General features: G+C 53.4%; 27 protein-coding genes, 6 tRNA genes and 1 other RNA gene. 3 read left to right on the top strand and 31 right to left on the bottom strand.

Annotated features, from left to right (window positions below; genetic code table 11):
• The 17 genes from WC891_05920 to murI form a co-directional block, all read right to left on the bottom strand.
• Nucleotides 1-1,017, bottom strand: a complete 1,017-nt coding sequence (locus tag WC891_05920) for a rod shape-determining protein (protein ID MFA5867477.1) — start codon at nucleotides 1,015-1,017, stop codon at nucleotides 1-3.
• Between the two features lie 44 nt (nucleotides 1,018-1,061).
• Entirely contained in the window at nucleotides 1,062-1,310 is a 249-nt protein-coding gene (locus WC891_05915) for a DUF4321 domain-containing protein (GenBank protein MFA5867476.1), read from the bottom strand.
• Between the two features lie 76 nt (nucleotides 1,311-1,386).
• Nucleotides 1,387-1,782 (bottom strand): nucleoside-diphosphate kinase, encoded by a 396-nt coding sequence (gene ndk, locus WC891_05910; protein MFA5867475.1) that lies wholly within the window; start codon nucleotides 1,780-1,782, stop codon nucleotides 1,387-1,389.
• A 30-nt stretch (nucleotides 1,783-1,812) separates the two neighbouring features.
• Nucleotides 1,813-3,147, bottom strand: a complete 1,335-nt coding sequence (locus WC891_05905) for a folylpolyglutamate synthase/dihydrofolate synthase family protein (GenBank protein MFA5867474.1) — start codon at nucleotides 3,145-3,147, stop codon at nucleotides 1,813-1,815.
• Nucleotides 3,147-5,783 (bottom strand): valine--tRNA ligase, encoded by a 2,637-nt coding sequence (locus WC891_05900; protein ID MFA5867473.1) that lies wholly within the window; start codon nucleotides 5,781-5,783, stop codon nucleotides 3,147-3,149. The genes WC891_05905 and WC891_05900 overlap by 1 nt, the downstream gene beginning before the upstream one ends.
• A gap of 14 nt (nucleotides 5,784-5,797) precedes the next feature.
• The gene (gene clpX, locus WC891_05895) at nucleotides 5,798-7,060 is read right to left on the bottom strand and encodes an ATP-dependent Clp protease ATP-binding subunit ClpX (protein MFA5867472.1); all 1,263 of its coding nucleotides are present in this window, start codon (nucleotides 7,058-7,060) and stop codon (nucleotides 5,798-5,800) included.
• Nucleotide 7,061: 1 nt separating this feature from the next.
• On the bottom strand, nucleotides 7,062-7,661 hold the full coding sequence (locus WC891_05890; protein MFA5867471.1) for an ATP-dependent Clp protease proteolytic subunit: 600 nt from the start codon (nucleotides 7,659-7,661) through the stop codon (nucleotides 7,062-7,064).
• Entirely contained in the window at nucleotides 7,661-9,082 is a 1,422-nt protein-coding gene (tig, locus tag WC891_05885) for a trigger factor (GenBank protein MFA5867470.1), read from the bottom strand. Before tig ends, WC891_05890 begins: the two co-directional genes overlap by 1 nt.
• Before the next feature lie 313 nt (nucleotides 9,083-9,395).
• Nucleotides 9,396-9,480: transfer RNA gene (locus tag WC891_05880), tRNA-Leu, on the bottom strand.
• Between the two features lie 109 nt (nucleotides 9,481-9,589).
• Nucleotides 9,590-9,665: transfer RNA gene (locus WC891_05875), tRNA-Lys, on the bottom strand.
• Between the two features lie 254 nt (nucleotides 9,666-9,919).
• Nucleotides 9,920-9,996: transfer RNA gene (locus WC891_05870), tRNA-Arg, on the bottom strand.
• A gap of 124 nt (nucleotides 9,997-10,120) precedes the next feature.
• A tRNA-His gene (locus WC891_05865) sits at nucleotides 10,121-10,195 on the bottom strand.
• Between the two features lie 93 nt (nucleotides 10,196-10,288).
• Nucleotides 10,289-10,364, bottom strand: a tRNA-Gly gene (locus WC891_05860).
• 10 nt (nucleotides 10,365-10,374) lie between these two features.
• Nucleotides 10,375-10,452: transfer RNA gene (locus WC891_05855), tRNA-Pro, on the bottom strand.
• A 57-nt stretch (nucleotides 10,453-10,509) separates the two neighbouring features.
• The gene (gene rdgB / locus WC891_05850) at nucleotides 10,510-11,106 is read right to left on the bottom strand and encodes an RdgB/HAM1 family non-canonical purine NTP pyrophosphatase (GenBank protein MFA5867469.1); all 597 of its coding nucleotides are present in this window, start codon (nucleotides 11,104-11,106) and stop codon (nucleotides 10,510-10,512) included.
• Complete coding sequence (rph, locus tag WC891_05845) at nucleotides 11,103-11,828, bottom strand: ribonuclease PH (GenBank protein ID MFA5867468.1); 726 nt, start codon at nucleotides 11,826-11,828, stop codon at nucleotides 11,103-11,105. Before rph ends, rdgB begins: the two co-directional genes overlap by 4 nt.
• 55 nt (nucleotides 11,829-11,883) lie before the next feature.
• A complete protein-coding gene (gene murI, locus WC891_05840) occupies nucleotides 11,884-12,684 on the bottom strand; it encodes a glutamate racemase (protein MFA5867467.1) in 801 nt (266 codons plus the stop codon).
• A gap of 153 nt (nucleotides 12,685-12,837) precedes the next feature.
• On the opposite strand from murI, the gene WC891_05835 reads away from it, so the two are divergent.
• Complete coding sequence (locus WC891_05835) at nucleotides 12,838-14,223, top strand: DEAD/DEAH box helicase (protein MFA5867466.1); 1,386 nt, start codon at nucleotides 12,838-12,840, stop codon at nucleotides 14,221-14,223.
• A 249-nt stretch (nucleotides 14,224-14,472) separates the two neighbouring features.
• Here WC891_05835 and WC891_05830 read toward each other — a convergent pair whose 3' ends face one another.
• The 8 genes from WC891_05830 to smpB all read right to left on the bottom strand — a co-directional run bounded on the left by WC891_05830 (nucleotide 14,473) and on the right by smpB (nucleotide 18,393).
• Nucleotides 14,473-14,910 (bottom strand): type II toxin-antitoxin system VapC family toxin, encoded by a 438-nt coding sequence (locus tag WC891_05830; GenBank protein ID MFA5867465.1) that lies wholly within the window; start codon nucleotides 14,908-14,910, stop codon nucleotides 14,473-14,475.
• A complete protein-coding gene (locus tag WC891_05825; protein MFA5867464.1) occupies nucleotides 14,897-15,157 on the bottom strand; it encodes a ribbon-helix-helix protein, CopG family in 261 nt (86 codons plus the stop codon). Before WC891_05825 ends, WC891_05830 begins: the two co-directional genes overlap by 14 nt.
• 111 nt (nucleotides 15,158-15,268) lie before the next feature.
• Nucleotides 15,269-15,667, bottom strand: a complete 399-nt coding sequence (locus WC891_05820; GenBank protein ID MFA5867463.1) for a PIN domain-containing protein — start codon at nucleotides 15,665-15,667, stop codon at nucleotides 15,269-15,271.
• The gene (locus tag WC891_05815) at nucleotides 15,664-15,909 is read right to left on the bottom strand and encodes a CopG family transcriptional regulator (GenBank protein ID MFA5867462.1); all 246 of its coding nucleotides are present in this window, start codon (nucleotides 15,907-15,909) and stop codon (nucleotides 15,664-15,666) included. The genes WC891_05820 and WC891_05815 overlap by 4 nt, the downstream gene beginning before the upstream one ends.
• Before the next feature lie 289 nt (nucleotides 15,910-16,198).
• The gene (locus WC891_05810) at nucleotides 16,199-16,594 is read right to left on the bottom strand and encodes a type II toxin-antitoxin system VapC family toxin (protein ID MFA5867461.1); all 396 of its coding nucleotides are present in this window, start codon (nucleotides 16,592-16,594) and stop codon (nucleotides 16,199-16,201) included.
• A complete protein-coding gene (locus tag WC891_05805; GenBank protein MFA5867460.1) occupies nucleotides 16,591-16,902 on the bottom strand; it encodes a ribbon-helix-helix domain-containing protein in 312 nt (103 codons plus the stop codon). Before WC891_05805 ends, WC891_05810 begins: the two co-directional genes overlap by 4 nt.
• Before the next feature lie 579 nt (nucleotides 16,903-17,481).
• Nucleotides 17,482-17,803, bottom strand: a transfer-messenger RNA (tmRNA) gene (gene ssrA, locus WC891_05800).
• A 119-nt stretch (nucleotides 17,804-17,922) separates the two neighbouring features.
• Nucleotides 17,923-18,393, bottom strand: coding sequence for an SsrA-binding protein SmpB (smpB, locus tag WC891_05795; protein ID MFA5867459.1), 471 nt, complete (start codon nucleotides 18,391-18,393; stop codon nucleotides 17,923-17,925).
• Nucleotides 18,394-18,509: 116 nt separating this feature from the next.
• Between smpB and WC891_05790 the strand changes: the two genes are divergently transcribed.
• Nucleotides 18,510-18,887: a YggT family protein gene (locus tag WC891_05790; GenBank protein MFA5867458.1), complete on the top strand. Its 378-nt coding sequence runs from the start codon at nucleotides 18,510-18,512 to the stop codon at nucleotides 18,885-18,887.
• A gap of 2 nt (nucleotides 18,888-18,889) precedes the next feature.
• Here the strand turns inward: WC891_05790 and WC891_05785 are convergent, their stop codons facing one another.
• The 6 genes from WC891_05785 to ftsE form a co-directional block, all read right to left on the bottom strand.
• Nucleotides 18,890-20,020: a GGDEF domain-containing protein gene (locus WC891_05785; protein ID MFA5867457.1), complete on the bottom strand. Its 1,131-nt coding sequence runs from the start codon at nucleotides 20,018-20,020 to the stop codon at nucleotides 18,890-18,892.
• Between the two features lie 125 nt (nucleotides 20,021-20,145).
• Complete coding sequence (gene rsgA, locus WC891_05780) at nucleotides 20,146-21,213, bottom strand: ribosome small subunit-dependent GTPase A (GenBank protein MFA5867456.1); 1,068 nt, start codon at nucleotides 21,211-21,213, stop codon at nucleotides 20,146-20,148.
• A 642-nt stretch (nucleotides 21,214-21,855) separates the two neighbouring features.
• Nucleotides 21,856-23,073, bottom strand: a complete 1,218-nt coding sequence (locus tag WC891_05775) for a S41 family peptidase (GenBank protein MFA5867455.1) — start codon at nucleotides 23,071-23,073, stop codon at nucleotides 21,856-21,858.
• A gap of 22 nt (nucleotides 23,074-23,095) precedes the next feature.
• On the bottom strand, nucleotides 23,096-24,310 hold the full coding sequence (locus tag WC891_05770) for a peptidoglycan DD-metalloendopeptidase family protein (GenBank protein MFA5867454.1): 1,215 nt from the start codon (nucleotides 24,308-24,310) through the stop codon (nucleotides 23,096-23,098).
• Nucleotides 24,311-24,349: 39 nt separating this feature from the next.
• On the bottom strand, nucleotides 24,350-25,240 hold the full coding sequence (ftsX, locus tag WC891_05765) for a permease-like cell division protein FtsX (protein ID MFA5867453.1): 891 nt from the start codon (nucleotides 25,238-25,240) through the stop codon (nucleotides 24,350-24,352).
• Nucleotides 25,237-25,908 (bottom strand): cell division ATP-binding protein FtsE, encoded by a 672-nt coding sequence (gene ftsE / locus WC891_05760; protein ID MFA5867452.1) that lies wholly within the window; start codon nucleotides 25,906-25,908, stop codon nucleotides 25,237-25,239. Before ftsE ends, ftsX begins: the two co-directional genes overlap by 4 nt.
• A 108-nt stretch (nucleotides 25,909-26,016) precedes the next feature.
• Between ftsE and acpS the strand changes: the two genes are divergently transcribed.
• On the top strand, nucleotides 26,017-26,406 hold the full coding sequence (acpS, locus tag WC891_05755; protein MFA5867451.1) for a holo-ACP synthase: 390 nt from the start codon (nucleotides 26,017-26,019) through the stop codon (nucleotides 26,404-26,406).
• Nucleotides 26,407-26,417: the final 11 nt, after the last annotated feature.

Below are 26,417 nucleotides of genomic sequence, written 5' to 3'. Positions count from 1 at the left end.
TTAACGCCGCGAACTAACGAGGACTTTCTTCAAGCTTTCGTATTCTTCCAGACATTTACCCGCGCCGATCGCGACGCAGTTGAGGGGTTGTTCGGCTATGTGAACCGGCATACCGGTTTCCTGACGTAAGCGCTCGTCTAAGCCCCGTAGTAACGCTCCCCCGCCGGTCAGTACGATCCCGCGGTCCATAATATCGCTGGAGAGCTCTGGCGGCGTCTTTTCAAGCGTTGACTTAACCGCATCGATGATGGCCGCGACCGGTTCCTCGATCGCCGCGCGCACCTCTACGGAAGATATAATGAGCGTCTTCGGCAACCCGGTAACCATATCTCGCCCCCGGATCTCGGCTTGCTCTTCCTGGTTTAACGGATAGGCTGAGCCGACCTCGATCTTCAGCTCCTCTGAGGTCCGTTCACCCAGCATAAGATTATGTTCGCGCTTCATATAAGCGATGATTGCCTCATCGAGTTCGTCGCCGCCGATGCGAATGGATTCCGAGGCGACGATGCCGCCCAGAGAGATGACCGCCACTTCCGTCGTGCCGCCGCCGATGTCGACGACCATGTTCCCCGACGGTTCGTGAATCGGCAGTTCTGAGCCGATCGCCGCGGCCATCGGCTCTTCAATCAGGTGGGCCGAACGTGCGCCGGCCTGTTCCGCGGCTTCCTCGACGGCCCTTTGCTCGACGCCGGTGATGCCCGAAGGCACGCCGACGATAACGCGAGGACGGGCCAGAAAACGACGCTTATGAACCTGCTGGATGAAGTACCGGAGCATACGTTCCGTAACGTCGAAATCCGCAATCACGCCGTCTTTCAGGGGTCTGACGGCGACGATATTGCCCGGCGTCCGGCCGATCATCCGTTTGGCCTCCAAGCCGACAGCCAGAACGCTGCCGGTCGTTTTATCGATCGCTACGACCGACGGTTCGTTCAGGACGATTCCCCGCCCGCGGACGAATACCAGCGTATTGGCTGTCCCAAGGTCAACGGCCATGTCTCGGCCGAAAATATTCATCAGGTTATCGAAAATTTTCAAATTACTCCTATTAAATGCGGCCATCATTTCTTAAGAATTAGCAGAAAGGCCAGCAGGATACCGATGACGGCTGAAATGGTGACCTTAAACATCATTCCAAGCGTCATGGTAATAACATGCAGGTCAACAGTGACAGGTTTAAAACCTATGACTACACCGCTGCCCAGGATGGGCACATATGGCCGGAAAACCTCTCCCATAGCGCCACCGATAACAGCCCCTATGAGCAGGGCAACGGCTTGCCCGACGTGATCGTCTCTCCTAATAATCAAAAAAGACCTCTGCTTCCAGTCTTTGAAATGCGCGTTTTCGCGTACCGTTCTATTTTACCACAGGCTTGGAGATTGCCTAAAAGAACAGGGAGATCTCGTACTCCGCCCGCTCTGGCGCGTCGCTGGCATGCACTACGTTAGAGTCGATGATTAAAGCGTAATCGCCGCGGATAGTTCCGGGGGCGGCTTCGGCGGGATTGGTAGCTCCCAACATGGTTCTGACAAGCTGGATTACATCGGGGCCTTCGATTACCATGGCCACAATCGGGCCTGACGTTATGAACGCTACCAGGTCGTTAAAGAAGGGTTTGCCTTCGTGGATATCATATAACCGGCCGGCTAAAGCCTTGTCGACGTCAAGCAGTCGAAGCGCCGTTACGTCCAGGCCTCGTTTCTCAAACCTCGAGACTATCTCGCCGATCAATTTACGTTTGACCGCATCCGGCTTGATCAATACTAATGATTTCTGCATATCAGCCATACTTAAGACTCCTTTGTGTTCTTACTCTTTGCTCTCCGCTCTTTGCTCTCCGCTATCGAGAGATTCTTTAGCTTCTCCTACCGTATATAACGACCCGGTAACTAGTATCATGTCGCCGGGCCGGGCTTCCCGGCGCACTTGCGTCAACGCTTCCCCGACAGACGCGGCGGCCGAAACATTGTCCGCGTATGCTTCCGCCATGCCCGCCAGACTGTCGGCGTCCATAGCCCGTGGTGATCGCACGGCGGCCGTGATAATCCTGTCGGCCAACGGGCCTATAGCTCTGACGATTCCTTCCGCGTCTTTGTCTTCCAGAACGGCCAAAACCAGGATTAGTTTATCATATTCAAACTCGTTCCTTAGGGCCGCGGCCAGCGTCTCGGCGCCCGCGGGATTATGCGCTCCGTCCAGGACAAGCAAAGGATCTCTGGCCGCGATTTCCAGCCTGCCGGGCGAATCTACCTCCGGCATAATGCGAGCCAAGGTCTCCCCAAGGGAAAAAGTTTCGGCGTCCTTAGATTTGTTTAGGAACGCTTCTGCGGCGGCTGTCGCCATCGTCGCGTTCAGGGCCTGGTGAGAGCCTTTTAGCGCTAGCGGTATTCCCGGATAAACGCGGCGCAAGCCTTTGATTGTCAGATATCTCAAGCCGTCGGGATGGAATTCGGCGTCCAAGAGGTCGAAATCCCGGCCGAAAATCTTTAAATCAGCCCCCGTCTGGTTGCACTGCTCCTTGATAATGGCCAACGCGGACGGCTGGTCGACGCCGGTTATAATCGTCGATCCGTATTTGACAACGCCGGCTTTCTCGCCGGCGATCGCCTCGATGGTCATGCCCAGACGGTCGACGTGCTCCAAAGCTATGTTCGTTATCACGGCCACATCCGGTTTGACGACATTGGTCGCGTCCCAACGGCCGCCCATCCCCACTTCGATAACCGCCGCGTCAATTTCCATCGACGCGAACCACGCCAATGCCATGGCCGTTAAGGCTTCGAACTGGGTAACGATACCGCCAAGGCCCGCCCTGTTGGTGTCGGTTATAGCTGGGATAACGCGCTCGAGGGCAGCCGCGAATTCGTCTTCGGAAATCTCCACGCCGTCGACTGACAAGCGTTCTGTATATGACACCAGGTGCGGGGACGAATAAAGTCCTGTGGTGAATCCCAAGCCGGAAAGGATCGACCTGATCATACGGGCTGTCGAAGTCTTACCGTTGGTGCCGGTAACGTGGATAACGCGAAAGGCCGCTTCGGGATGGCCGAGGTCGCGGCACATTCTATTCATGCGGGAGATATCTGGTTTGATGCCTTCGGCGGTTTCGGTATTAAGGTATCCGATCGCTTCCAGGTAATCCATCAGCCGCTCAACAGCTCGAGCTGGTGGCGTAGTTTCTCCTGTTTCTGCGTAAGGTCCGCCGCCGCGTCTTTAACCTTTTGCACGATCTCCGGCGCCGCTTTCGTCACGAAGCCGGGGTTGTCCAACTTAGCGGTCGCCTTTTTCAGGTCCGCCGCGATCGCGTCCACCTCGCCTTGCAGCCGTGTTTTTTCTTTCTCCAAATCGACCAGACCCGCCAGCGGAATGTAGACCTCGACACCGCCGACCACGGCTTTCGCGGCCTGACCTTGTTTATGGCCGGCTTGTTCGTAAGAAACGGTTCCCAGACCGGCTAGCATCTTAATCTCGTCTTCGTGGTCTTTTATCAAGCCGATCTTAGGCGCGTCGGAAGAGGCGAAGATGGCGTCGACGGGCTTTTTAGGAGACAGTTTGAGGTCATGTCTAATCTGACGGATCGCGACGGTCGCTTCGATAAGGAGCGCCGCCTCGGCTTCGGCGTTCTTGTCGACTAATCTTTTATCGGCTTGTGGCCAGTCGGCCAGCATGATAGTACCCTCAACGCCCGGCAACTTCTGCCGGATCTCTTCTGTAACGAACGGCATGACCGGATGAAGCAGCCTCAGTACCGTCTCCAGCACATGCGCCAGCACATACTGAACGACTGCGCGATCCTCGCCGTTCAGACGTTGTTTCGACCATTCTATATACCAGTCGCAGTAATCGCCCCACACAAAGGCGTATAGCGTCCGGCAGGCCTCGCTGAAGTTATAGGCCTCCAGGTATTTGTCGGTTTCTTTGGTTACCGTTGTCAGCCTGCTTAATATCCATCGATCGGCGACCGTCATCGAGTCGTGGTCCGGAGTGAACGCCGGATCATAGCCGTCCAGGTTCATAAGAACGAACCGGCTCGCGTTCCACAGCTTATTAACGAAATGTCGGTATCCTTCAATCCTGTCTTTACTGAGGATCACGTCGCGTCCCGGAACGGCCAGAGAGGCTAGTGTGAAACGCAACGCATCCGTCCCGCTCCATTCCAAAACATCAAGTGGATCGATGACGTTGCCGCGCGACTTACTCATCTTCTGGCCGTGCTCGTCCCGGATCAGCGCGTGGACATATACGTCCTTGAACGGCGTCTCTCCGGTGAAGTGCAAACCGGCCATTATCATTCTGGCTACCCAGAAGAAAATAATATCAAAAGCCGTGGACAGCAAGCTTGTTGGGTAGAAATATTCTAGGTCTGGAGTATTGTCAGGCCATCCCATTGTGGCGAAGGGCCAAAGCCAGGAAGAGAACCAGGTGTCCAGGACGTCTTCGTCTTGCTTTAGATCGGCGCCGCCGCACTTAGGACAAGCCGCCGGATCGTCAATAGCGACAATCGTCTCGCCGCAGCCGGCGCAATACCAGACCGGAATCCGGTGGCCCCACCACAGCTGGCGCGAGATGCACCAGTCCCGGATGTTCTCCATCCATTCGAAATAGATCTTCTCCCAGCGCTTCGGATGGAACGTCGTTCCCCCGTTTCTGACGACTTCTATGGCCGGCTCCGCCAGCGGTTTCATTTTTACAAACCATTGCAGCGACTGGTATGGCTCGACAATCGTATGACAGCGGTAGCAATGGCCGACGGCATGAGCATGCGCGTCTTCCTTCTCCAAGAAATCGCCCTTGGCCAGGTCCTTTAGGACGGCTTCCCGCCCTTCGTTTCTATCCAGACCCGCGTATTGCCCCGCGTTCTCGTTGAGGACCGCGTCCTCGGTGAATATATTTATCTGCGGCAGATCATGCCGGATCCCCATGTCGAAGTCGTTGGGGTCGTGCGACGGTGTGACTTTGACTGCTCCCGTGCCGAACGCCGCGTCGACGAATTCGTCGGCTATGACAGGAATCTCCCTCTTCAACAAGGGCAGAATAACCGTTGAGCCGATCACATTCCGATAGCGTTTATCGTCCGGATTCACCGCGACCGCCGTATCGCCCAGCATCGTCTCCGGGCGAGTCGTCGCCACTGTCAGGAAACCGCTTCCGTCTTTGAACGGGTATTTTATGTACCAGAGTTTACCTTGCTTTTCCTCGTGCTCGACCTCGATGTCCGATAAAGCAGTCCGGCACCTTGGACACCAGTTGATGATGTAACTGCCCCGGTAGATCAATCCTTCGTCGTAGAGCTTCTTGAATACCACCCTTACCGCGCGGGAGTACTCTTCGTCCATGGTAAAGCGCTCCCGGTCCCAGTCGCAGCTACAGCCCAGGACCTTAAGCTGGTTGATAATCGTCTCTCCGTATTGCGCCTTCCACTCCCAAACACGCTCGACGAACGCGTCACGGCCGATATCCTGACGCGTTTTGCCCTCTTTGGCCAGCTCCCGCTCAACGACGTTCTGGGTGGCTATGCCGGCGTGGTCGGTGCCCGGCAGCCACAAAACGGAGAAACCCTGCATGCGCTTCTTCCGGATGACGACATCCTGCAGGGTATTGTTAAACGCGTGGCCGATGTGCAAGGAACCGGTTACATTTGGCGGCGGGATGACAATGGAATATGAAGGTTTAGCCGGATCGATCGGTGCGCTGAAGTAGCCGCCTTCCAGCCATTTCGCGTACCAGGAAGCCTCTACGACCTTCGGTTCATAGGCTTTGGCGAGGGGGGTTTTCTCCACGACTGATTGTCCCTCTAAGCCGTTTCTTCGCCCAAAGCCTTGTCAGCCGGCATGCCCTCGGTCACTAGAGTCGGCGAGATGCCTTTCTTTACCGCTTCTTTGGTGACAACGCACTTGGTGACATCAGGCATAGACGGAATCTCATACATCACGTCGAGCAGCAAACCCTCCAGAATCGAACGGAGGCCTCTGGCTCCGGTGTGTTGAGACATCGATTTCTTGGCGATTTGTTTCAACGCGTCGGCCTTGAACGACAGCTCGACGCCTTCCGCCTCGAAAATCTTAATGTACTGTTTGATAAGCGCGTTTTTTGGCTCCGTCAAGACGCGTACCAGGTCCTGCTCGCTCAGGGTCTGCAAATTTGTGACGACCGGCAGCCGCCCTACGAATTCAGGAATCAGACCGAAAGCTACCAGGTCTTCCGGCAATAAGTGTTTAAGCGCCTCTGTTGTCCGCGCATCTTTGGCTTTGGCCAGCTCAGCGCCGAACCCAAGACCTTTCTTGCCGATTCTCGACTCAATGATCTTGTCCAAGCCGACAAACGTGCCCCCGCATATAAACAGGATGTTGGTCGTGTTGATTTGGATTAATTCCTGATGCGGATGTTTGCGGCCGCCTTGCGGAGGTACGCTGGCGTCGCATCCCTCCAGAATCTTCAGGAGAGCCTGCTGAACACCTTCGCCGGAAACATCGCGGGTAATCGAAGGATTTTCCGCCTTACGGGCGATCTTGTCGATCTCGTCGATGTAGATGATGCCGGCTTCGGCGCGCTTAACGTCATAGTCCGCCGCCTGGATTAGCTTTAAGAGGATGTTTTCAACGTCCTCTCCGACATAGCCCGCTTCGGTTAGCGCGGTCGCGTCGGCGATGGCAAAAGGAACGTTCAGCATTCTGGCCAGCGTTTGGGCCAGCAGGGTTTTACCGGAACCCGTCGGTCCGATTAAAAGGATATTGCTTTTCTCCAGCTCGACTTCGTCGTCGACCGGCATCTTAATCCTTTTATAGTGGTTGTATACCGCCACGGCCAAGGCTCTCTTGGCGTCATTCTGTCCGATAACATAGGCGTTAAGAAACTCGTTGATTTCTTTAGGCTTAGCCAGCTCCATCTGCGGCATCTCAGCCTCGGGTTCCAGTTCCTCCAAAATGATGTCATTGCAGAGTTCGATGCATTCGTCGCAGATATAGACGCTCGGTCCGGCAATCAGTTTCTTGACCTGGCGCTGACTTTTTCCGCAAAATGAACAGGTCAGCAGTTCGTTTTCTTCGCCGTTCGGCATGTTATGCCCCCTTGGCTTCGCTCCTGTTTACAAAGACCTGATCAATCACGCCGTACACTTTGGCCTCTTCGGCCGTCATGATGTAGTCGCGGTCGGTGTCCGACGTGATTTTCTTGACGCTTTGCCCGGTATGCTTAGCCAGAATATTATCCAACAGCTTACGCGTCCTAAGTATCTCCCTGGCCTGGATATCTATATCGGCCGCCTGTCCCTGGGTGCCGCCGTGCGGTTGATGCATCAGCACCCGGCAATTCTGGGTGGCATAGCGCTTCCCTTTGGCCCCAGCCGCCAAGAGGACCGCCGCGCCGCTGGCGGCTTGGCCTATGCATGTGGTCGCGACATCCGGCTTGATGTATTGCATAGTGTCGTATATCGCCAGGCAGGAGGTAACAATACCGCCCGGAGAGTTTATGTAAAGGTTAATGTCTTTTTCCGGGTCCTCGCTCTCCAAGAAAAGCATCTGAGCCATGATAAGATTGGAGATATCGTCATTGATCTCCGTCCCCAGAAAGATAACCCTGTCCTTAAGAAGCCGCGAAAAGATATCGTACGACCTCTCACCGCGTGATGTATGTTCGACGACAATCGGTACTAGGCTCATTATTTATCCTCCTTGTCGGGTTTACCTGCCTTGGCAGGTTTATCGGCTTTAGCCGGCTTGCTTGCCGCGGTAGGTTTATCGGCAGCGTCCGCAGTTTCAGCTTTCTTTTTTTTGACAGGCTTATCTACCAGGCTAAGAAGAAAATCCGCGGCCTTGGCTTTCAAAAGGTCCTGCTTTATCGCCGTCCGCAACCTGGCCCGGTTGGTTAGCGCGTCCGGCCCCTCAGTGAAAAACTTGCCTTCGTCTCCCATGCTGCTAATGTACTTGTTAATAGACTCGTCCAGCTCAGGATCACTGATAATAATCTTTTCCTGTTTGGCCAGGGCGTCCAGCACCAAATCGGATTTCGCCGTTATCGCGGCGTCGGCCGCGACCCCCTCTCTGAACTTCTCTATCGTCAATCCTTCCTGCGTGGCGAGATAATCTTCCATGGTTGCTCCGACTTCCTGGAGCTGCTGCATGAAAGAGGAAATCATCCTTTCGGTATACTGGTCCGTCATAGACTGCGGGACCTCAACTTTGGCCGCCGCCGCGGCCGCCCGAACAACATCCGCCCCGAAGGCTTCACGCGCTTGATTTTCCTTAACGCGTCTGATGTTGTCCTTCACGTCCTTGCGAAAGCCTTCGACGGACTCAAATCCGACCTTCTTAGCAAATTCCTTGTCTAACGGCGGAACGATCTTTTTCTTTATGTCTTTGACCTTGACTTTAAACTCCGCGGTCTTGCCGGCCAGCGACTTCTCAAAGTATTCTTCGGGAACCGCTACCGTTATCTTCCTGTCTTCGCCCCGCTTGGCGCCCATAATTTGTTCCTCAAAACCCGGCCAGAACATATTCGAGCCGATCTCTAAAAGATAGTCTTCCGCCTTTCCGCCTTCCAGCGGCTGGCCGCTGACCGATCCGTCAAAGTCGATCATGGCAAACAATCCGTTCTCAATCTTGGCCGCCTCAGCGTCCTGAATCTCCGCAAACCGATCCCGTAGCCCGGTAATCTCGTGTTCCAATTCTTCCTCAGCTACTTTGACTTCGGGTTTCTTGACTTTGATTTTCTTGACGTCGGTCAGATCCACATCCGGTTTGACCTCGACGGTTGCCGTAAATTTAAACGGTTTCCCTGGTTCCGGCGGGTCTTTCATGTCAACCTCGGGCTGAGCGATTGGTTCGTAGCCGGACTCGGCAACGGCCCTGCTGTAGAGGTTGGGCAACCCGCCGCCTTGCAGAAATTCTTCGACAATCGCGGTCGGGCCGACCTTGGCCTCAAGGACGGATCTCGGGGCGCTGCCTTTCCGGAAGCCTGGTATGTTTATGCGGAGCGATAATTCCCTGGCGGCTTCGTTGAGAAGCCGCTTCATGTCTACTTCGGATACTTCTACGGTTAGGAGAATCTTGCTGTCTCCAAGTTTCTTAACGGTCGTTTTCACACTTCCTCCGCTCTGCTACGTTCGTGAACAATAACTTACCACTTACAACCAACAACTGGTTTCTTCATCTTGTCGACACGTTGTGTGTCGTTTGTTGTCGGTTGTCAGTTGCCGCCTTTTGGCGGCTCTGGTGCGAGGAGGGGGACTCGAACCGCCCAAGCGTCGGGCAGCCACCTAACCGTCTGCCCTCCTCACAAGGGCAACCAACGGTTTCCCCTTTAATATATCCCCTTCCTTACAATAGACTCCCGGGGGAACCTTTCCCCCTGGAGATTTCCCCCTTGCTTGGGGGTTCTCGTCTTCGTCATCGGTCTGGTGCGAGGAGGGGGACTCGAACCCCCAAGCCTTTCGGCACCAGGTCCTAAACCTGGCGCGTCTACCAATTCCGCCATCCTCGCACGTACATGACGGACTCTACTATACTTCGCTCTATTCTAGAATGGCCTGCCATTCGTAGCGCCTTTTAAGGCGGAGCCCTACAAAACTTCGCAGCCTAACCGCGAAGAATGGTAGGCCGTACAGGGATCGAACCTGTGACCTTGGGATTAAGAGTCCCCTGCTCTACCAGCTGAGCTAACGGCCCATCTCGCTATCGCTCGAACTTACAACTTACTACGAACAACCTACAACATTGTCTTTCTGTCTGCCCTTTTGTTGTTAGTTGTCAGTTATCCGTTCCTTGTTACCCAACCGCTAGGTTGGGGATGGCACGCCCATCTCGCTATCGCTCGAACTTACAACTTACTACGAACAACCTACAACATTGTCTTTCTGTCTGCTCTTTTGTTGTTAGTTGTCAGTTATCCGTTCCTTGTTACCCAACCGCTAGGTTGGGGATGGCACGCCCGGGAGGACTCGAACCTCCAACCACCGGATTAGAAGTCCGATGCTCTATCCAATTGAGCTACGGGCGCCAACATACTAGTTGTTGGTGGTTAGTTATTAGTCGTTAGCAAAGAACGTTCGGCCAAATCCCATCTAAATACCAACAACTAACAACCAACTACCGTACTTTGGGGCGTTCTCACCCTTAAACTTTGGGGTGACCGAGGGGACTCGAACCCCCAACCACCGGAACCACAGTCCGGTGCTCTGCCTTTGAGCTACGATCACCACACACAAGTTGTTAGCAATTAGTCATTAGTAGTTGGCGAAGAATCTTCAAGCAAAGCCTTCCTAACAACTAACAACCAACTACCGTACTTCTGGAGCGGGAGACGGGATTCGAACCCGCGACCACCAGCTTGGAAGGCTAGGGCTCTACCAATTGAGCTACTCCCGCTGATTATTAATGGTCGGGGTGAGAGGATTCGAACCTCCGGCCTCGTGCTCCCAAAGCACGCGCGCTAACCAAGCTGCGCCACACCCCGTCGACCTCCAACACCCTAACCCTATTATGATAAAGGAATGGGCTGATGACACGCAACCTAGCGCGCTAGGCTCTCGATCGCTCCTCTTAGCTTGCCGAGGGCTAAACCGCGGTGGCTGATCTTGTTTTTCTCTGTTAACTCCAGCTCAGCCATCGTTGACTCGTGTCCGTTCGGAATAAACAACGGGTCATAGCCGAATCCGCTGTCTCCCGATGGTTTTAGAACTATCCTGCCCTCAACAGAGGCTTCGGACGCTTTCACGTCGCCTTTTGGAGAGGCCAACGCAATAACGCAACGGAACCGTGCCGTCCTTTTCTCATACGGCACGCCTTCCAAAAGCTTAAGCAGTTTTACGTTATTATTCTCAGTATTTGGGGGTTCTCCGGCGAAACGGGAGCTTAAAACGCCCGGTTCTCCGCTTAAAGCGTCCACTTCCAGCCCGGAATCGTCCGCCAGGGCGTATTTCCCGAAGTAATTTGCTAGCGTTATTGCTTTTTTCCGCGCGTTTCCTTCAAAATCAGGCTCCGATTCGATGATTTCCGGCCAATCCTTGAAGTCTTTGTAGGTTAGCCAACGGATGTCGGGCATACTTAAAGCCGCGATAATCTCGTCAATTTTGCCCTCATTCTGGGTCGCGATAATTATGTCTGTCACTCAATCAGCCCCAAGACTGTTTTTTGTTTCTTAGTCAGTTGTTTTATTCCGGCGCCGGCCAGGTCGATCATTTTGTCCATTCCGTCCCTGCTGAAGGGATAGGCTTCGGCTGTACCTTGAACCTCGATGATCTTGCCGCTCTCCGTCATTACCAGGTTCATGTCAACTTCCGCCTTACTGTCTTCCTCGTAGTTCAGGTCCAGGCAATACTGTCGCCCGACAATGCCGACGCTAGTCGCCGCCAGAAACTCCGTGACCGGCGGCTCTTTCCAGCCCATCCCGGGTGCCAGTCCCATCAGCGCGTCATAAAGAGCGATAAATCCGCCCGTTACCGCCGCCGTTCTGGTTCCGCCGTCGGCCTGGATCACGTCGCAATCAACCCAAACGGTAATTTCGCCTAGTTTATCCAAATGGACGACGGACCTTAAGGCCCGTCCGATCAGGCGCTGAATCTCCTGGGTGCGTCCGCCCAAACGGCCGCTGGACGCCTCCCGCTGCTTCCTGGTGTGCGTCGCCCGGGGCAACATCCCGTATTCGCCGGTCACCCAGCCGCCGCCCGAGTCGCGCAGCCACATCGGGACGCGTTCCTCAACGCTGGCCGTACATATGACCTTGGTGTTCCCAGCTTCGTATAGACATGACCCTTCGGCCCATTCTATATAGTCTTTTGTTATGGTGACTTCGCGCAGTTCGCCGAAGTCCCTTCCATCCGCCCGTTTCAATCTCTCACTTCCATCACTATCTTCACCTTCATCACTTCTATATTCACTTACATCACTACCCAATCACTACCTGCTCAACGCTCTCGCCGTCCCGGCCGAGAAACCTTTTTACCAGATCGTGCACGGACGTCGTATCGCCGCTAACGATAAAGCGATGCGTCGCGCCGTCCTTGTTTTCCGCCAGATACCCGCGTCTGGTCAGATTCTCCTCGACTTCCGTCGCGGTTTCCGTCGCCGAGCTAATCAGCTTCACGTCCGGCCCCATGACTTTCTGAATGACCTCGGTCAGCAGCGGGTAATGCGTACAACCGAGAATGACCGTGTCAACTCTACTCTTTTTCAAAGACGCCAGATATTCCTCCGCGACGGCGGTAATGGCCGGTCCTTCCGTCTCCCCGCTCTCGGCGAACTCGACGAACCTCGGGCAAGCCTGCGCGGTCACTTTGATGCCCGCGTCCAGCGCTTCAATGGCCCGCTGGTAGGTGCCACTGGCTATCGTACCTTCCGTTCCGATTACCCCGACTCTGCGGTCGACGGTCGCCAGCGCCGCGCCTCTGGCGCCCGGCTCGACGACACCGATGATCGGTATGTCAAACTTCCTCTGCGCGTCTACTAATCCGGCCGCGGTTCCCGTATTACAGGCGATTACTATGATCTTGACGCCCTGGTCGATCAGATATTGCGCGATCTCGAAGACGAAACCCCTGACGTCCCTCAAATCTTTCGGCCCGTATGGAAAGCGGGCCGTATCGCCGTAATAGATTATGTCTTCTTCGGGCAGGTGCTCCAGCACCGCCCGGACAACGGTCAAACCGCCGACTCCTGAGTCAAATATGCCGATAGGCCTGTTGTTCAAGGCTCTCCTTCCGTGCAAGCTGAAACCCAATTATAGCAGATGTGTTATACTGATAAGGTTGTTATCGCGGGTTTGGCCCTCCGGAATTCCCCGGCTCTTGTTCTTCAAGCCTTCGAGACAATGCGTATGTTCATTAGTCGAAGGAGAAGAATATTGAGCTACACCGACACGTCGTTGTCGTGCCGTGAATGCGGCGCGCAATTCATGTTTACCACAGAAGAACAGGAGTTCTTCGCTTCACGCGGATTCAATCCGCCAGTCAGATGCCCGGAATGTCGGGCTAAGAAAAAGGCTGGCCGCGAGCGAGTTCCGTCGAACTCAGCCGAACGCCAGGCCAGACATCATTCAATGCGTCCGGAACACAAACCAGTCACCACGTCCGCCAGTGTCGCTTCCGGAGGAATCGTCTTTTCGGACTTTGGCTTGGACGAGATGCTCCTTAAGAGCATCAACAAGGCCGGATACGTCACACCGACGCCCATCCAGGCCAGCGCCATCCCGATTCTTATGGAAGGACGCGACATCATCGGCACGGCCCAAACGGGCACCGGAAAAACCGCCGCGTTTGCCATTCCGATTCTGCAATATCTGATCGATCATCCCGTAAACTATAAAGCGACCAGAGTTTTAATTCTCGCGCCGACGCGCGAACTTGCTGAACAGATCAATGAAGCATTTCGCGAGTTTGGCCGGTTTACGGATATCCGCTCCGCGACCGTTTATGGCGGCGTCGGATTTAACCCGCAGGAAGACGCGCTGCGCGACGGCACCGAGATTATCGTGGCCTGTCCCGGACGTCTGCTTGACCACATGACGCGCGCGACCGGTGACATAACTCGGGTTGAGATCGCCGTCTTAGACGAGGCCGACAGGATGCTGGATATGGGCTTTATCCCGGATGTCACCAGAATAATAAACGAGTTTCCCAAGGAGCGGCAGACGATGCTGTTCTCCGCGACCTTCCCGGCGGGCTTGAAACCGCTGGCGGGTGCCTTGAAGAACCCCGAACGGGTGTCCGTCGATATTATCGCGCCGGCCAAGACAGTGTCGCACGCGCTTTATCCTTGCGACCATCACCAGAAGACTTCGCTCTTGATTCATCTTTTGAAGAACACAGACACGTCGTCCGTCCTTGTCTTTACGAGGACGAAACACCGGGCCAACCGGGTCGCCCAGCAGGTCGGCCGGGCCGGCTTCAAGACAGACGTGCTTCACTCCAATAAATCCCAGTCGCAGCGCCAAGCCGCCCTGCGCGATTTCAAGTCGGGCCGCACACATCTACTGGTCGCGACCGACATCGCCGCCCGCGGCTTAGATATTGCTATGGTGTCTCACGTTGTCAATTACGACGTTCCCGACTGCGCCGATTCTTATATCCACCGGATCGGCCGCACAGGACGCGCGGAGAATGAAGGAGACGCCTTCACCCTGGTCACGAAAGACGATCACGGCACCGTCAGAGACATCGAAAAGACTCTAGGCCGTCCCATCGAACGCCGCACCCTCAAAGACTTCCACTACGCCGCAAAATCAAGCTAAACCTAAAACATATTCTTCGACTGATCTCGATCTTCGACTGATCTCGAGCTTGTCGAGAGAGATTGGAGAAGCTCATCGAGCGAATCGAGAAGTCACACTAACAACCAAAAAGGCCGCCCACCAGCGGCCTTTTTATTGCCTACTATATTCTTCGAGTGAGCGAAGCGAATCGAGAAGCTCCCTCTCCCCATAAAGAATGTGCAAACCGGACATCCTTTACATTTTAGTTCGCGCGGTGTGCAGGGCTATTTACGCGAGGTCTTGAAGTGCTATGACAGCTGAACGGCCGCTGACTTTGGCGACCAGCTTCTCATCTGCCGTCACTAGAGTCATTCCCTCTAGATCAGCCAAGGCGACAAAGTAGGCGTCGTAGATTGATATCTCATATTCAACAGCGTTTTCAATGGCAATATGCAGAGCGTCCATATCAAATGGAACAACATGGATTCTTTCCGCGCGGAGATCCTCTACGGCTCGGTGGATTTCGGCTTCCGGCAGAAGCCGGCTGTTCCTAAGAGCGTTGGCAAGTTCATAATAGGCCAGCTCTGTTGTCGCAATATCTATATTTCCGACGGCCGACTTGTTACGCAGCCGAATCGCGTTTTCAGAACCATGTTCTTCAATAAACCATTTGACCAGAACACTTGTGTCGATAAGGTAAGGCGACTCTAAATTACTTCTCGTCACGATACCGCCATTCACGAATGAAATCGGAACCGCTGAACCCGGAGCCTTTCGTCAGAGCACGAATCCGGTCCATATCCCGCCGAGCAGCCTCCCTACGTTTTTCGACTTCCTTCTCTTGCTTCTTGCGTTCGAAATGGTCCTTCACTAGTTCCCTGATGATTTCGCTACGGGACCTGGATTCCTGCTTGGCCTGGCGGTCAAGATCCTTAATATAACTGTCGGGCATCGATACAAGAAAACGATTCACGGCAACCTCCTTTATGATATCACTATGATATCACTTCCTTTATTGAACTTCAACCTTCACCTTTTTGGGTGGGTGGGGACAACAAATCAGAGGGGATGCTACTAGCCGAGTTTATCTATAAATCCTAAATCCTTGTTGTTTAAAATGAGAGTCCAGGGTAAACGCGGACTTGATACTAAGTTCTCGCATTATTTGGAAGCTTGCGCAATCAACGAAGCTCATCTGTCGGCGTTTGGCCGTTAACAAGGCGGCCAGAGCGGCCTTGTGCGTTGCGTCGTCGATCCAGCGAACCGAAAGAACTGGCAGCACGTCTTCTGCGAAAGCGGTCACAGCCGTCATGCCTAACCGGTTTTGGATAAGAGCTAGCGTCTCGACCAGCACATAGTTATGAGTAAACAAGACGTCCTCGCCGTCCAGTGCTCTAGACCACCTCTTGCTCGAGATTTTGTGCGTTTTAGAGGAGGCGTCTAGTGTGTCAAATAATATTGAAGTATCTACAAATACAATCACTCAAAAGCCTTGTTCAAGTATTTGTCATGTTCCTTGCCTACATCCGGCATGCCGGAACGGAACGCCCCGGCGATTTTCTTGGCTCGTTCGCGCTTCTCACGAGTTGAAATCGTAATCTCTCCCGCCAGAGTTGCATCAAGCGACTCACGGATGATGGTAGCCATTGATACTTTTCGCTCTTTCGCCATTGCCTTAATCTTTTCCGACTGTATTTCCGTCAATTGTATCTGAGTTCTGACCATTACATTCTCCAAATGTTGTGTAATCACTCTTACAGTTATGTTATCACTTCTATTATTATCGAGCAACTGTCCCGCGAGTCTATTTATAGGGTGGGTGGGGACAATCAATCTGAGGGGGTTTCTGTTTCTGCAAGCGGCACCCTCAGCTTCTCCACTCGCTTTGCTTACTCGAAGAGCAATGGTCTGGGTCTGGCCCCCTCACCTCAATCCTCTCCCCGAAGGGGCGAGGGATATTTTGGGCGGGTTCGTCCGCACTATTTTGGAGATATTGGGGGCGGGTTTGTCCGCGCTATTTTAAAGGCACTAAGGCCACTTGGGGGATTCTTTTGAAGTGGTCGTCCAGCGTCAGAATCTTATACCCATACTGCCAGGCCAACGCCGCCAGCCAGACATCATTCGTCGGCACCGGCGTACCGTTTTCTTTAAGGGTTTTCATGATCAGTGCATAGCGATCAGCTGTGTCTTCGTCTATGTCTATTAATAAAACGCTGGATTTACTCAAGAAATGATCTAGTTCATCTCTGTTTTGCTGCTCGCGATTTCCGGACGCGTATCCGGCCTGCAATTCCCCAAGGGTAATCGGGCATACGACAATCATGTCACTCTTCCGCAGCACATCTCTTATGCCCTGGCTTCCCCGCTGCATTGCCGAATATGCTGAAGTATCAATAATCGCTGCGCTCATTTCCACATATCCTCATCAATTTGTTCAAACATTTCCTCGATGACCTTGTCAAATTCGTCCGCTTCTTCTTTATTCCAAGCACCAAAGAACTCATCGAAATCGTGATTTTGTCTCTTTTCTTTTCTTCGCTTAACGATATTTCGCTGTACTGCGAAGAATCCTTCCTCTTTCTTCATCACTTTATACGCTTTTACCATTTCCCTGAACAGCGCGCTTTTGGAAACACCCTCTATTGCGGCCATTGCCTCGATTTCTTCTTTAAGCTCCGGGGCTACAGAGAACCCCAATGTCTTTGCTGTTCTTGACATTCTAATCACTCCTTGCGGTCTATAACTGTTGTAAACCATTATATCATCGAGCACCCTCTTCCGCGAGGCTGTTGTTTGGGTGGGGACAACAAATCAGAGGGGATTTTTATTTTCAGCGACAAAAAATGGCCGATGCCTCTGTTCCTGATCCACCAAACACGATTTTTCCTGGATAGTGGGTGGCGTGTCAGTTCCTGCGATTCGACTTTGGGGTCGAATCCCAGGATGACTCTTTTATGGCAGTTTCTGTTCTAGTTTCTGTTTTCGTTTTTGTTTCTGTTAAGAAATGCAGAAAGGCCGCCTGGTAGGCGACCTTTCTGTCAACTGGTGGAGGTGGCGGGACCTGAATCCCCGGCGTTTCCGTCGGGCAGGGACTATGTCTTCATCCTCTATTATTAATAGAGGAGCGAGGCGTATAATAGCCGTCTTAGATTTGCCTTCCAGCACTGACAGCTATGTCAGTCTCTACAGGGCCTTTCGACCCCTCGGCGTTGTCGTATCCCGTTGTACGGGACTTAGAGTTCACCGATGTAAGCCTCGTTTTCCGCTTGGCGTTACTGCCAAGGGCGACCATTATGTTGATCGAACCCGCGTCCCTTAGAGCCTAGATAAGAGCATCTTCGAGCGTAGCCTTTGTTTAAATCTCGCCGCCCGGGACCCCAAAGACAGGGTTCGGACAGCCATCCCGCTGGTTACCGCAGGCCTTAGCGGGAGTCCGGCCTTACGGTTTCCCACTTGCGACGCCTATTCGGGGCCGTGGGACTCCCCGGTAGACGACGTTACCTAACTAATTAGGCAGCGTATGCTAGTTCAGTGTCGGCAGTTAATGCCGTTCCGGCTGTTTAACGAGGACCGGGACTCGGCTCGCTTCTCTTACCGTATCCCCAAGGTCGAAACCAGTGCACCCCCTCGGTCGAACGGTCTTTTTCAAGTTACATTGCCTAGTTGTTGGCTGTTAGTTATTAGTCGTTAGTAAGTACTTTCTAACTACTAACCACCAAATACTAACTGCTATGCGCCCTAAGCTCTCTGCTTCTGCTTGGGTTGGTGCTTGGCTTTGAAAGCCCTTTCCATCTCACGTCTGGCTTCTTTCTCGGCGATGGTGTGGCGCTTATCGTACTGCGCTTTGCCCTTGCCTAAGCCAATCTCTACTTTCGCCAAACCGTGTTTGAAATATATCTTCAGTGGGATCAGCGTATATCCCCGCTCTTTTACCTTACCCGTCAGCCGCCCGATCTCCGCCTTGTTGAGCAGAAGTTTTCGTTCCCTTGTCGGCTCGTGGTTGGCGATGTTGCCCTGTTCATAGGGGCTGATGTGCAGGTTCAGCACGAAGACTTCGTTGCCGCTTATCCGCCCGAAACTGTCCTTCAGGTTCGCCCGGCCGGCCCGCAGCGATTTAACTTCGGTTCCCTTAAGCTGCATCCCGGCTTCGTAGGTCTCTTCGATGAAATAATCGTGAAAGGCTTTTTTGTTCGTAGCGACGGTTTTCAATCTTACCCCTTATACAAGTATAACACCGCCGCCGTCCGGCTTGACCGTAATGACGCTCTAGACTACGCTATCGGCATAGAGTGTTCAGCCAATCCTTACGCAGAGGGAGTGATATCATGAATGATATTCAAGAAAGAAATGATACCCCAGAGAAACCGCAAGACGTTGTTCCGGCGCCCCGCCGGGAGATCCGCCATTTCAAGGCCGTGAACATCATTTATTACTTAGCGGGAGTAATCGAGGTTCTGCTTGTCTTCCGCTTCATTTTCCGTCTCTTCGCTGCCAACGCGGCTTCGGGTATTGTGGTGTTCATCGACACCGTCTCAGCACCGTTTATGGCTCCATTTAATCTGATCTTCCCGTCTTCCACCATCGGTAATAATGTCTTTGAATGGCCGATTCTCCTTGCCATGGCTTTTTACTTGCTAATCGCGTTCGGCATCGTACAATTGATAAATGTGTTTGTGGCGCGAGCGCCGCAGGAAGAAATGTAGTATTAATTGATAATCTTAAGCTTTACGCCATTCTTGCCCTTCTTCTTAATTTCATACATCAATAGATCGGCCGCCCGTACCATATCCTTATAGGCGGTTGGCACGCTTTTATAGCCAGCTATCCCGACACTGTAGGTAACGTCCGGAAACTCATCTTTCGTGACTCTGTAAAGGGCGGCCAACAATTTGTCCACTACTTGCTTCGCCTTTTTAGGTTCCGTCTCAGGGAATAAGATGGCAAACTCGTCGCCGCCGATTCTGCCGGCCATATCGGATGAGCGAATTGACTGACGGATAGCAAGTCCAACAGTTCTCAAGAGTCTGTTACCGGCTATATGACCGAAGGTGTCGTTGACATCTTTGAAATCATCGATATCAATTACCGCAAGAGCAGCCGGATGTTTATAGCGGATAAGTACCTTTAATTGTCGATCGAGATCCTCGAAGAATCCGCTCTGATTTCCAAGCTCAGTTAGTCTATCGGTTCGCGCAAGTTCTTCTTGCCGGCCGCGCCGAATCTCAGATTCAACTAAGGCAGAGGTAGCGGTGGTGGCCGCATCAGCCGCAGCGGTAGCTGCGGTATCGGCAGCGGTAGCTGTGGTGACGGCGGTGGCTGCGGCGGCCGCGGCAGTGGCAGCAGTGGCAGCAGTGGCAGCAGCAGTGGCAGCAGCAGTGGCAGCAGCAGTGGCAGCAGCAGTGGCAGCGTCAGTGGCGGCTGTGGCAGCGGCCGTAACAGCGGCGTGGACAACAGCGGCGGCAGTGACGGCCGCAGTGGCGGCGGCAGCAGCGGCCGTATTTGTGGCATCGGCCACGGCATCGGCCACGGCATCGGCAGCAACAGTAGCAGCCGCGGCGGCAGCAGCGGCAGCAGCGGCAGCGTCGGCTGCGGTGGCGGCTGCGGTGGCGGCTGCGGTGGTAGCGGCAGCGGCGGTGTTGGTCTCGTCGGCAGCAAGGTCAGCCGCAGCTGCGGTGACGGCTGCGGCCTTGGTCTCTCGGTGTTTGCTTTGAGATTTTACCTCTGATAGTTTTGTGTCGAGTTTTTTCCTATGAGTCGTTTTTTGCTGCAAGTTTTGCGTACTCTGGCCTAACTTTGCCTTTGGTTGTTCTTTATTCGAAAGCGTTTTCTTCTTCACTTCAGAGCCCCCTCAGCATGGCGGTACGCAGCTTAATAATTTGCTAAGCAAGCATAACAAATTATTCGTAGTTTTGTTTGCGGAGTGCTTCAAGATATGAGAGTTGTCTAAGCCCATTCTTTCTATCAATGGCGCATTTTCTTGGCAATTTTGCTGATGTGGCGCTCCCGCTCGTTCTTCTTCGCTAGAAACTCTTTCCTGTCGGCCGTGTAAGCGATTTCTTGCTGTAGCTTTAGATAGTTTTCCAATCTGGAAGCATCGACAGTCCCTTGACTGATGGCTTTTCTAACCGCGCATCCCGGCTCGCTCTCGTGCAAACAGTCTCGGAACTTGCAGCCGGCCCCGATGTCCTCTATGTCTTTAAAGGCGCCGCCCAAACCGCCCTCAATATCCCAAAGCTGGAGTTCGCGAAGGCCGGGAGTGTCTATTACCATACCTTTGTCAGGCAAGATAATCAGTTTCTGAAAAGACGTTGTGTGTCTTCCCTTATCGTCACCCTCTCGAACCGTGTTTGTCTTCTGGGTGTATCTGCCGAGCAGAGCGTTGATTAGGGCGGATTTGCCGACTCCGGATGAACCCAGGAAGACGGCCGTTTTCCCTTTGGGAATATAGCCGGCAAGGTCTTGCATACCATGACCGGTTAACGCGCTGACAGCAAAGATCGGCACGTCTGACGCGGATTTCTTCGCTTCGGCGATCTTCGCTTCTATGACATCGTCGCTAAATAGATCATCCTTGTTCAGCACGACAACCGGATTGGCTCCACTCTCCATAGCGACCGCGAAGTACCGCTCCATCCTTCTGACATTGAAATCATTATTGAGGGCGCTGACCAGGAAGGCTGTGTCTACGTTGGCGGCCAGAACCTGCTCTCTCGTCACGCCGCCTGCCACCTTGCGGGAAAACTTGCTGAATCTGGGAAGAACGGCTTGGATCGTGGCTTCACCTTCTTCGTTTCTTACCTGGATGACGACCCAGTCGCCGACCGTGGGGAAATCTCCGCCGACGACGCTTTCATGACGCATCTTACCCGATATTTTCGCCTGCAAGTCGCCGTTCTCCGTCAGAAGACGATAGAAATTCTTATGCGCCTCATACACCCTGCCAACTGAATATCCAGATTTAGAAAAAAGTTTAAAGGCGGATGCAAAAAACGGACTCCATCCAAGCGTCTCCAGATCTGTAATGCTCATTCTTCATCCTCAACTATCGAGTAAACGGTTTTTATGTCTTTGCGTTTCAATTTATTCACACCAGCCAGCGTGATTATCTTAATCTCCGAAGCCACCTACTTCCCCCAAACAAAAACAAGATGCTTAGTCTTACTGTGTTGACCATAATACCATAGCCCCTGGTCAGCAGAATCTGGCGGCACTTTCACTCTCTAAAGAACGAGAGTGACATAACCTCATGCTTATATCTGCGCATATATCATATATGCGCAGATATAAATATGTATATCGAGCGCCCCAGCCCGCGAAGAGTCATCCTGGGCTCACGTTCTATGTGAGCGCAGGAGCTCAGACGATGCTTTCACTCCAGTTAGAATCGTGCCGTGAAGTCAAGGCGGGAACGTCGAACCTGGGTTTCCTTCCTCTCCGCAGTTGCGAGGTGAGCTTCTCGATTCGCTGCGCTCACTCGAAGAGTAACGGCCCCCTCACCTTAATCCTCTCCCCGCAGGGGAGAGGAAATCATTGAAAGGCCAAGCGGAGAGCATTGTTTGCGAAGGCGTTGCGACTTGAAACACGGGGTCAGGCCCTATCGCATAAGAAGAAAGGGCCTGACCCCAAAGCACTAACGATGGTAGGCCGCGAGCGGCATGTGGGTCTTTTTTCTTAGTTCTTGAGGGTGCGCCAGTCGGTGCCGGCCAGCATCGCTGCCAGGACTTCCTTGGCTTTTTCCAGCTGTAGATCCGGCTGACCTTCGCCCTCCGGATTGGAGATTTTGATATCGGGGGTTACGCCGACCTTGCTGATGCTGCGCCCCTTAGGGGTGTAGTATTTCGCGGTGGTGATGATGAGGCCGCTGCCGTCGCTCAGGTCTAGCACACTCTGCACGCTGCCCTTGCCGAATGTCTGGTCGCCGATAACCGGGCCGCGCTCATAATCCTGGATGGCGCCGGCTACAATCTCCGAAGCCGAAGCGCTGCCTTTATTCACTAGCACAACTAGCGGGATGTCCTTATCGGAGTTACCGACGGAGGTATACTTGCGCTCGGAGCCCTTCCTCTCCTTAATGGATACGATGACGCCTTTCTCGATAAAATCGCTGGCGACTTCGACGCCAGACATCAAAAGGCCGCCCGGGTTGCCGCGTAAGTCCAATACTATTCCTTTGGCGCCCTGTTCTTTAAGCTTCTTAACCTCATTCCGCACATCCTCACCGGCGGAGGAGTCAAAACTGTGGATTAGCCGGATATAGCCGACGTCCCCTTCCATCCGGGACTGGATATTGGGTATCCGGATTTCAGCCCTCTTCATGGTTACGTCGAAAGGATCGGCGCCCGCGCGGCTGATTTTTACCGTCACATCGGTACCGCTTTTCCCTTTAATCTGGCTCACGGCTTTATCAATCGCCATACCCTTGGTCGTCTTGCCGTTGATTTCCAGAATCTTGTCATTCGCCTTTAAGCCGGCCGCTGCCGCGGGGGTATTCTCGATGACGCTGATAATATTCAGAGTGCCGTCGATAACCTCTAAGGTCATACCGACGCCCTCAAACCGACCCTCTGTGACCTCGTTTATGTGCTGAAAATCCTTGGCCTTGAAATGCCGCGTATAATCGTCGCCCAGCGAACTGAGCATGCCTGTAATAGCGCCCTCGAGTAGTTTGTCCTTGCTGACCTTGTCAACATACTCTTCGTTGATGACGCCGTAGATCTCGTCCAGGATCTTGAAGTCGCCGTTCTTGGCCGATCCCACGGTGACGTGGGCGTTCATAAAGTCGCTAACGGCTTTCTTCTCGCCAATAAACAAGCCGCCCGCAAATACGCAAGCGGCAACGAAGATCGATAGTATTACGATGCCTATTATTTTAAGTATTCTATTACGCAACTAAGGTCCGTTCTCTTGCATTTTAAGGCAGCCAGCCCAGCGGGTCGACCGTGTAAGCTCTCTGATATGTATTATAAGGCGGGACGTACTCGTTATTCGACAGCTGGTAGTCGAACACCTCAAAGTGCAGGTGCCCGCCCGTCGAGGAATAACCGGTGTTGCCTGAGAGGGCGAACCGCTGGCCCATGGCCAGATGCTCACCCTCGCTGACCGAAATGCCGTTTGTCAGCAGGTGACAATACCGCGTCTTGACGCCGCCGCCGTGGTCTATTTCCACGGTATTTCCGACCGCGTCGTTCCAACCGATATAGATAACCGTCCCCGCGGCCGGCGCGAGCACCGGCGTGCCCTCGTCAACCCCAATGTCCAATCCGTAATGAAACCTGATGTCGCCATAAATCGGGTGCGTCCGGTATCCGTAATAAGAAGTGACCCAGGCGGCATTGCCCGCCGGCCAAACACCGAAGTAGCCCGGCCTCTCCCCGCCGCCGACCGACCTGCCCGCCGCCGCTTGCTGCTCGGCGATCAGATCCTTTAATATCTGGTCTTTCGACGCGATATCGGTAGCCAGCTGGGCGTACAGGCTTTGCTTGTATTCTTTTTCCGCTACGATCTGCTGTTGCTTGATGTCGAGCGGCGTCTTGATGTTCTTGATGGCGCTGACTTTGTTGTCGATCTCTTCTTTCTTAGCGGCCGCCCGGTCGCGATCCTCTTCGACCTCATCCTTGGTCGTCGTTATCTCATCAAGAACCTTTTTGTCCGATTTGACGACCATCTGCAGGTAGGTGATCCGGTTGATGAAGTCGTCGAAATCGGTCGCGCCCAGGATGACTTCGACATATCCCATATCGCCTTGCTTGTAGATGCTGGACAGGCGGGTATCAAGTACGGATGTCTGCTGGTCGAGGTGCTCTTCCGTAACAGTAAGCTCGGCCTGCAGGCGGATCAAGTCCTGTTCGGCGGTCGCCAGAGTGCTTTCTACCACTGTGAGCTGGTCCTGCAGCACCGCGATATCTTGTTCCAGCGTGTGCAGCCTGCTTTCGGCTTCAGCCAGCTGTTGGGCGACTGTTTTTTGCTGCTGGTCGGCGGAATTACGCTGGTTTTGCGTATCGGAGATATCATCCTGGATGTCTTTCAGGGTACGTGCTGAAGCCGGAATTCCTGTCAGACTTAGCGCCAGGGCGAGCGCCAGGATTAGCGCTAAGATTTTTCTTGTGTTATGCGGCTTTCTTTCCATTGCCGACTACCTTCCCGGTTTTTCCCGCTATGCGGAGAGTTAGATCTTGAGGAATCTCCGCAGCGCGAAACTGCTGCCGAGCGCGCCGATCAGGCCGCCCACGGCGAACAAGATCAGGACAACGTATAAAAACGTGGTTTGGTTCACGGAAAATGTCATGAACGGAACCATGGTCTCAACCCGCTTAAAAAGCTGGGAGTTGGCGATAAATAAGAACAATGCCGCCGCCGTCGCGCCTAGGAAACCCGACATCACGCCTTCAATAATGAACGGCCAGCGGATGAACCAGTTCGACGCTCCGACCAGTCTCATGATCTCTATCTCCTTACGTCTCGCGTAGATCGCCAGACGTATCGCGTTGACGATAAGCGTAACGCCGGCGAAACTCATCAGGACGATTACCGTGACGAAGATCCACCGGGCAACATTCGCTATGGCGAAGAGTCGCTTAACGACCTCCTGTCCTATTATTTCGTCAATTTCTTTGTTGTTCTTGAGCTCGGCTTTTAACTTATCCACGCTGGCGGCTGTTTTGTACTGGTCTTTGAATTTGACTTCGAAACTGGCCGGAAGCGGATTGCCGCTCAAGGCGTCCAAAAGACCAGGTGAGTCTTTCATCCGTGTCTTAAACCGGTTGAGGGCCTCCGTCTTTGAAATATAGGTCGCCGACTGGACCTCTTTCAGGCCGGTGATTTTATTGTTTATGGTCTTGGTCTGTTCGACCGAAATATCGTCCTTTAGGTACACGTTGATGTTCGCTTCCGCTTCCAGACCGCCGAACTTGGCGTTGAAGATGAGGGCGACAATGATGAAGAAGCCCAGGAAGAACAGCGATATCGCCACGGTCGAGATAGCCGCTACGCTCATCAGGATATTCCGGCGGAAGCTGACAAACGCTTCTCTGAAGTAATATGTGATGCTAGCGATCAATGTCCGTACACTCCCCTTGCTTGGTCTCTGACAATCCGGCCGGCTTCCAACGCGACAACGCGTTTCCGCATGCTGTCGACCATTTCCTTATCGTGAGTGGCGACGACAACAGTTGTGCCCAAACGGTTGATGCGATTGAACAGTTTCATCAGGCCCATCGTGGTGACCGGGTCGAGATTACCTGTCGGCTCGTCGGCCAGCAGGATCGGCGGATGATTGACGAAAGCGCGGGCGATCGACACTCGCTGCATCTCGCCGCCGGATATTTCGTTCGGATACCTTTCCATCTTATTACCCAACCCGACAAGCTTCAGGACGTCTTCCACCTGGTTCTTAGTCATATACCGCGGCTTGCCGATAACCTCCAGCGCGAAGCTTACGTTCTCGTAAACCGTTTTGTTCGGCAGAAGTTTGAAGTCCTGGAAAACGCAGCCGATGTTGCGCCTTAAATAGGGTATCTTTGACCTGGAAAGACGGCCGATGTCACGGCCGGCGACGAATATCTTGCCTGTTGAGGGCTCAAGTTCCTTCAAGAGAAGTCTAACTAAGGTGCTCTTTCCGGACCCGCTGGGGCCCACCAAGAACACAAATTCTCCCTTTTCTATGTCAAGACTGACATTGTCGAGAGCCAGATGGCCACCGGGGTAGTTCATGGTGACCCCTCGCATTTTTATCACGCAACCAACTCCTCGAAAAAACTTTAACAAACATAAGGCCTGCTGACAAACAGGCCATTTGTCTAAAACTATTCAATTAACGTTATTATTATACTACATATGGCAATCAACGGAACAGGCATAGACCTTATCGAAATACATCGCATAGAGCAAGCCGTCTCGCGTTTCGGAGACCGTTTGCTAAAACGCGTCTTCAGCGAGCGGGAGATAGCTTACGCTTCGGGCAAGGCCAATCCTTACCCGTCGCTGGCCGCCCGGTTCGCGGCCAAGGAGGCTTTCATCAAAGCGCTGTCGCCCATATCGTCCGATGGTTTGTCGCTTAACGAAATCGAACTGGTCGCCGGCGAAGGCTTGAAGAAACCGGGCTTTACCTTCTACGGGCGGTCGCGGGAAATCGTCGAGGCGGCCGGCCTTACCAGGATCGCGGTGTCTTTGACGCACAGCCGTGAATACGCGGCCGCGATAGTCATACTTGAAGTTGGTGATTAGTAGTTGGTGGT

The sequence above is a fragment of the Actinomycetota bacterium genome (genome assembly GCA_041658625.1).
In the GTDB taxonomy this organism is placed as follows: domain Bacteria; phylum Actinomycetota; class JAHEXW01; order JAHEXW01; family JAHEXW01; genus JBAZZW01.
Note: the sequence above shows the minus strand (reverse complement) of the source record. Positions and strands in the feature narration are given on the sequence as shown.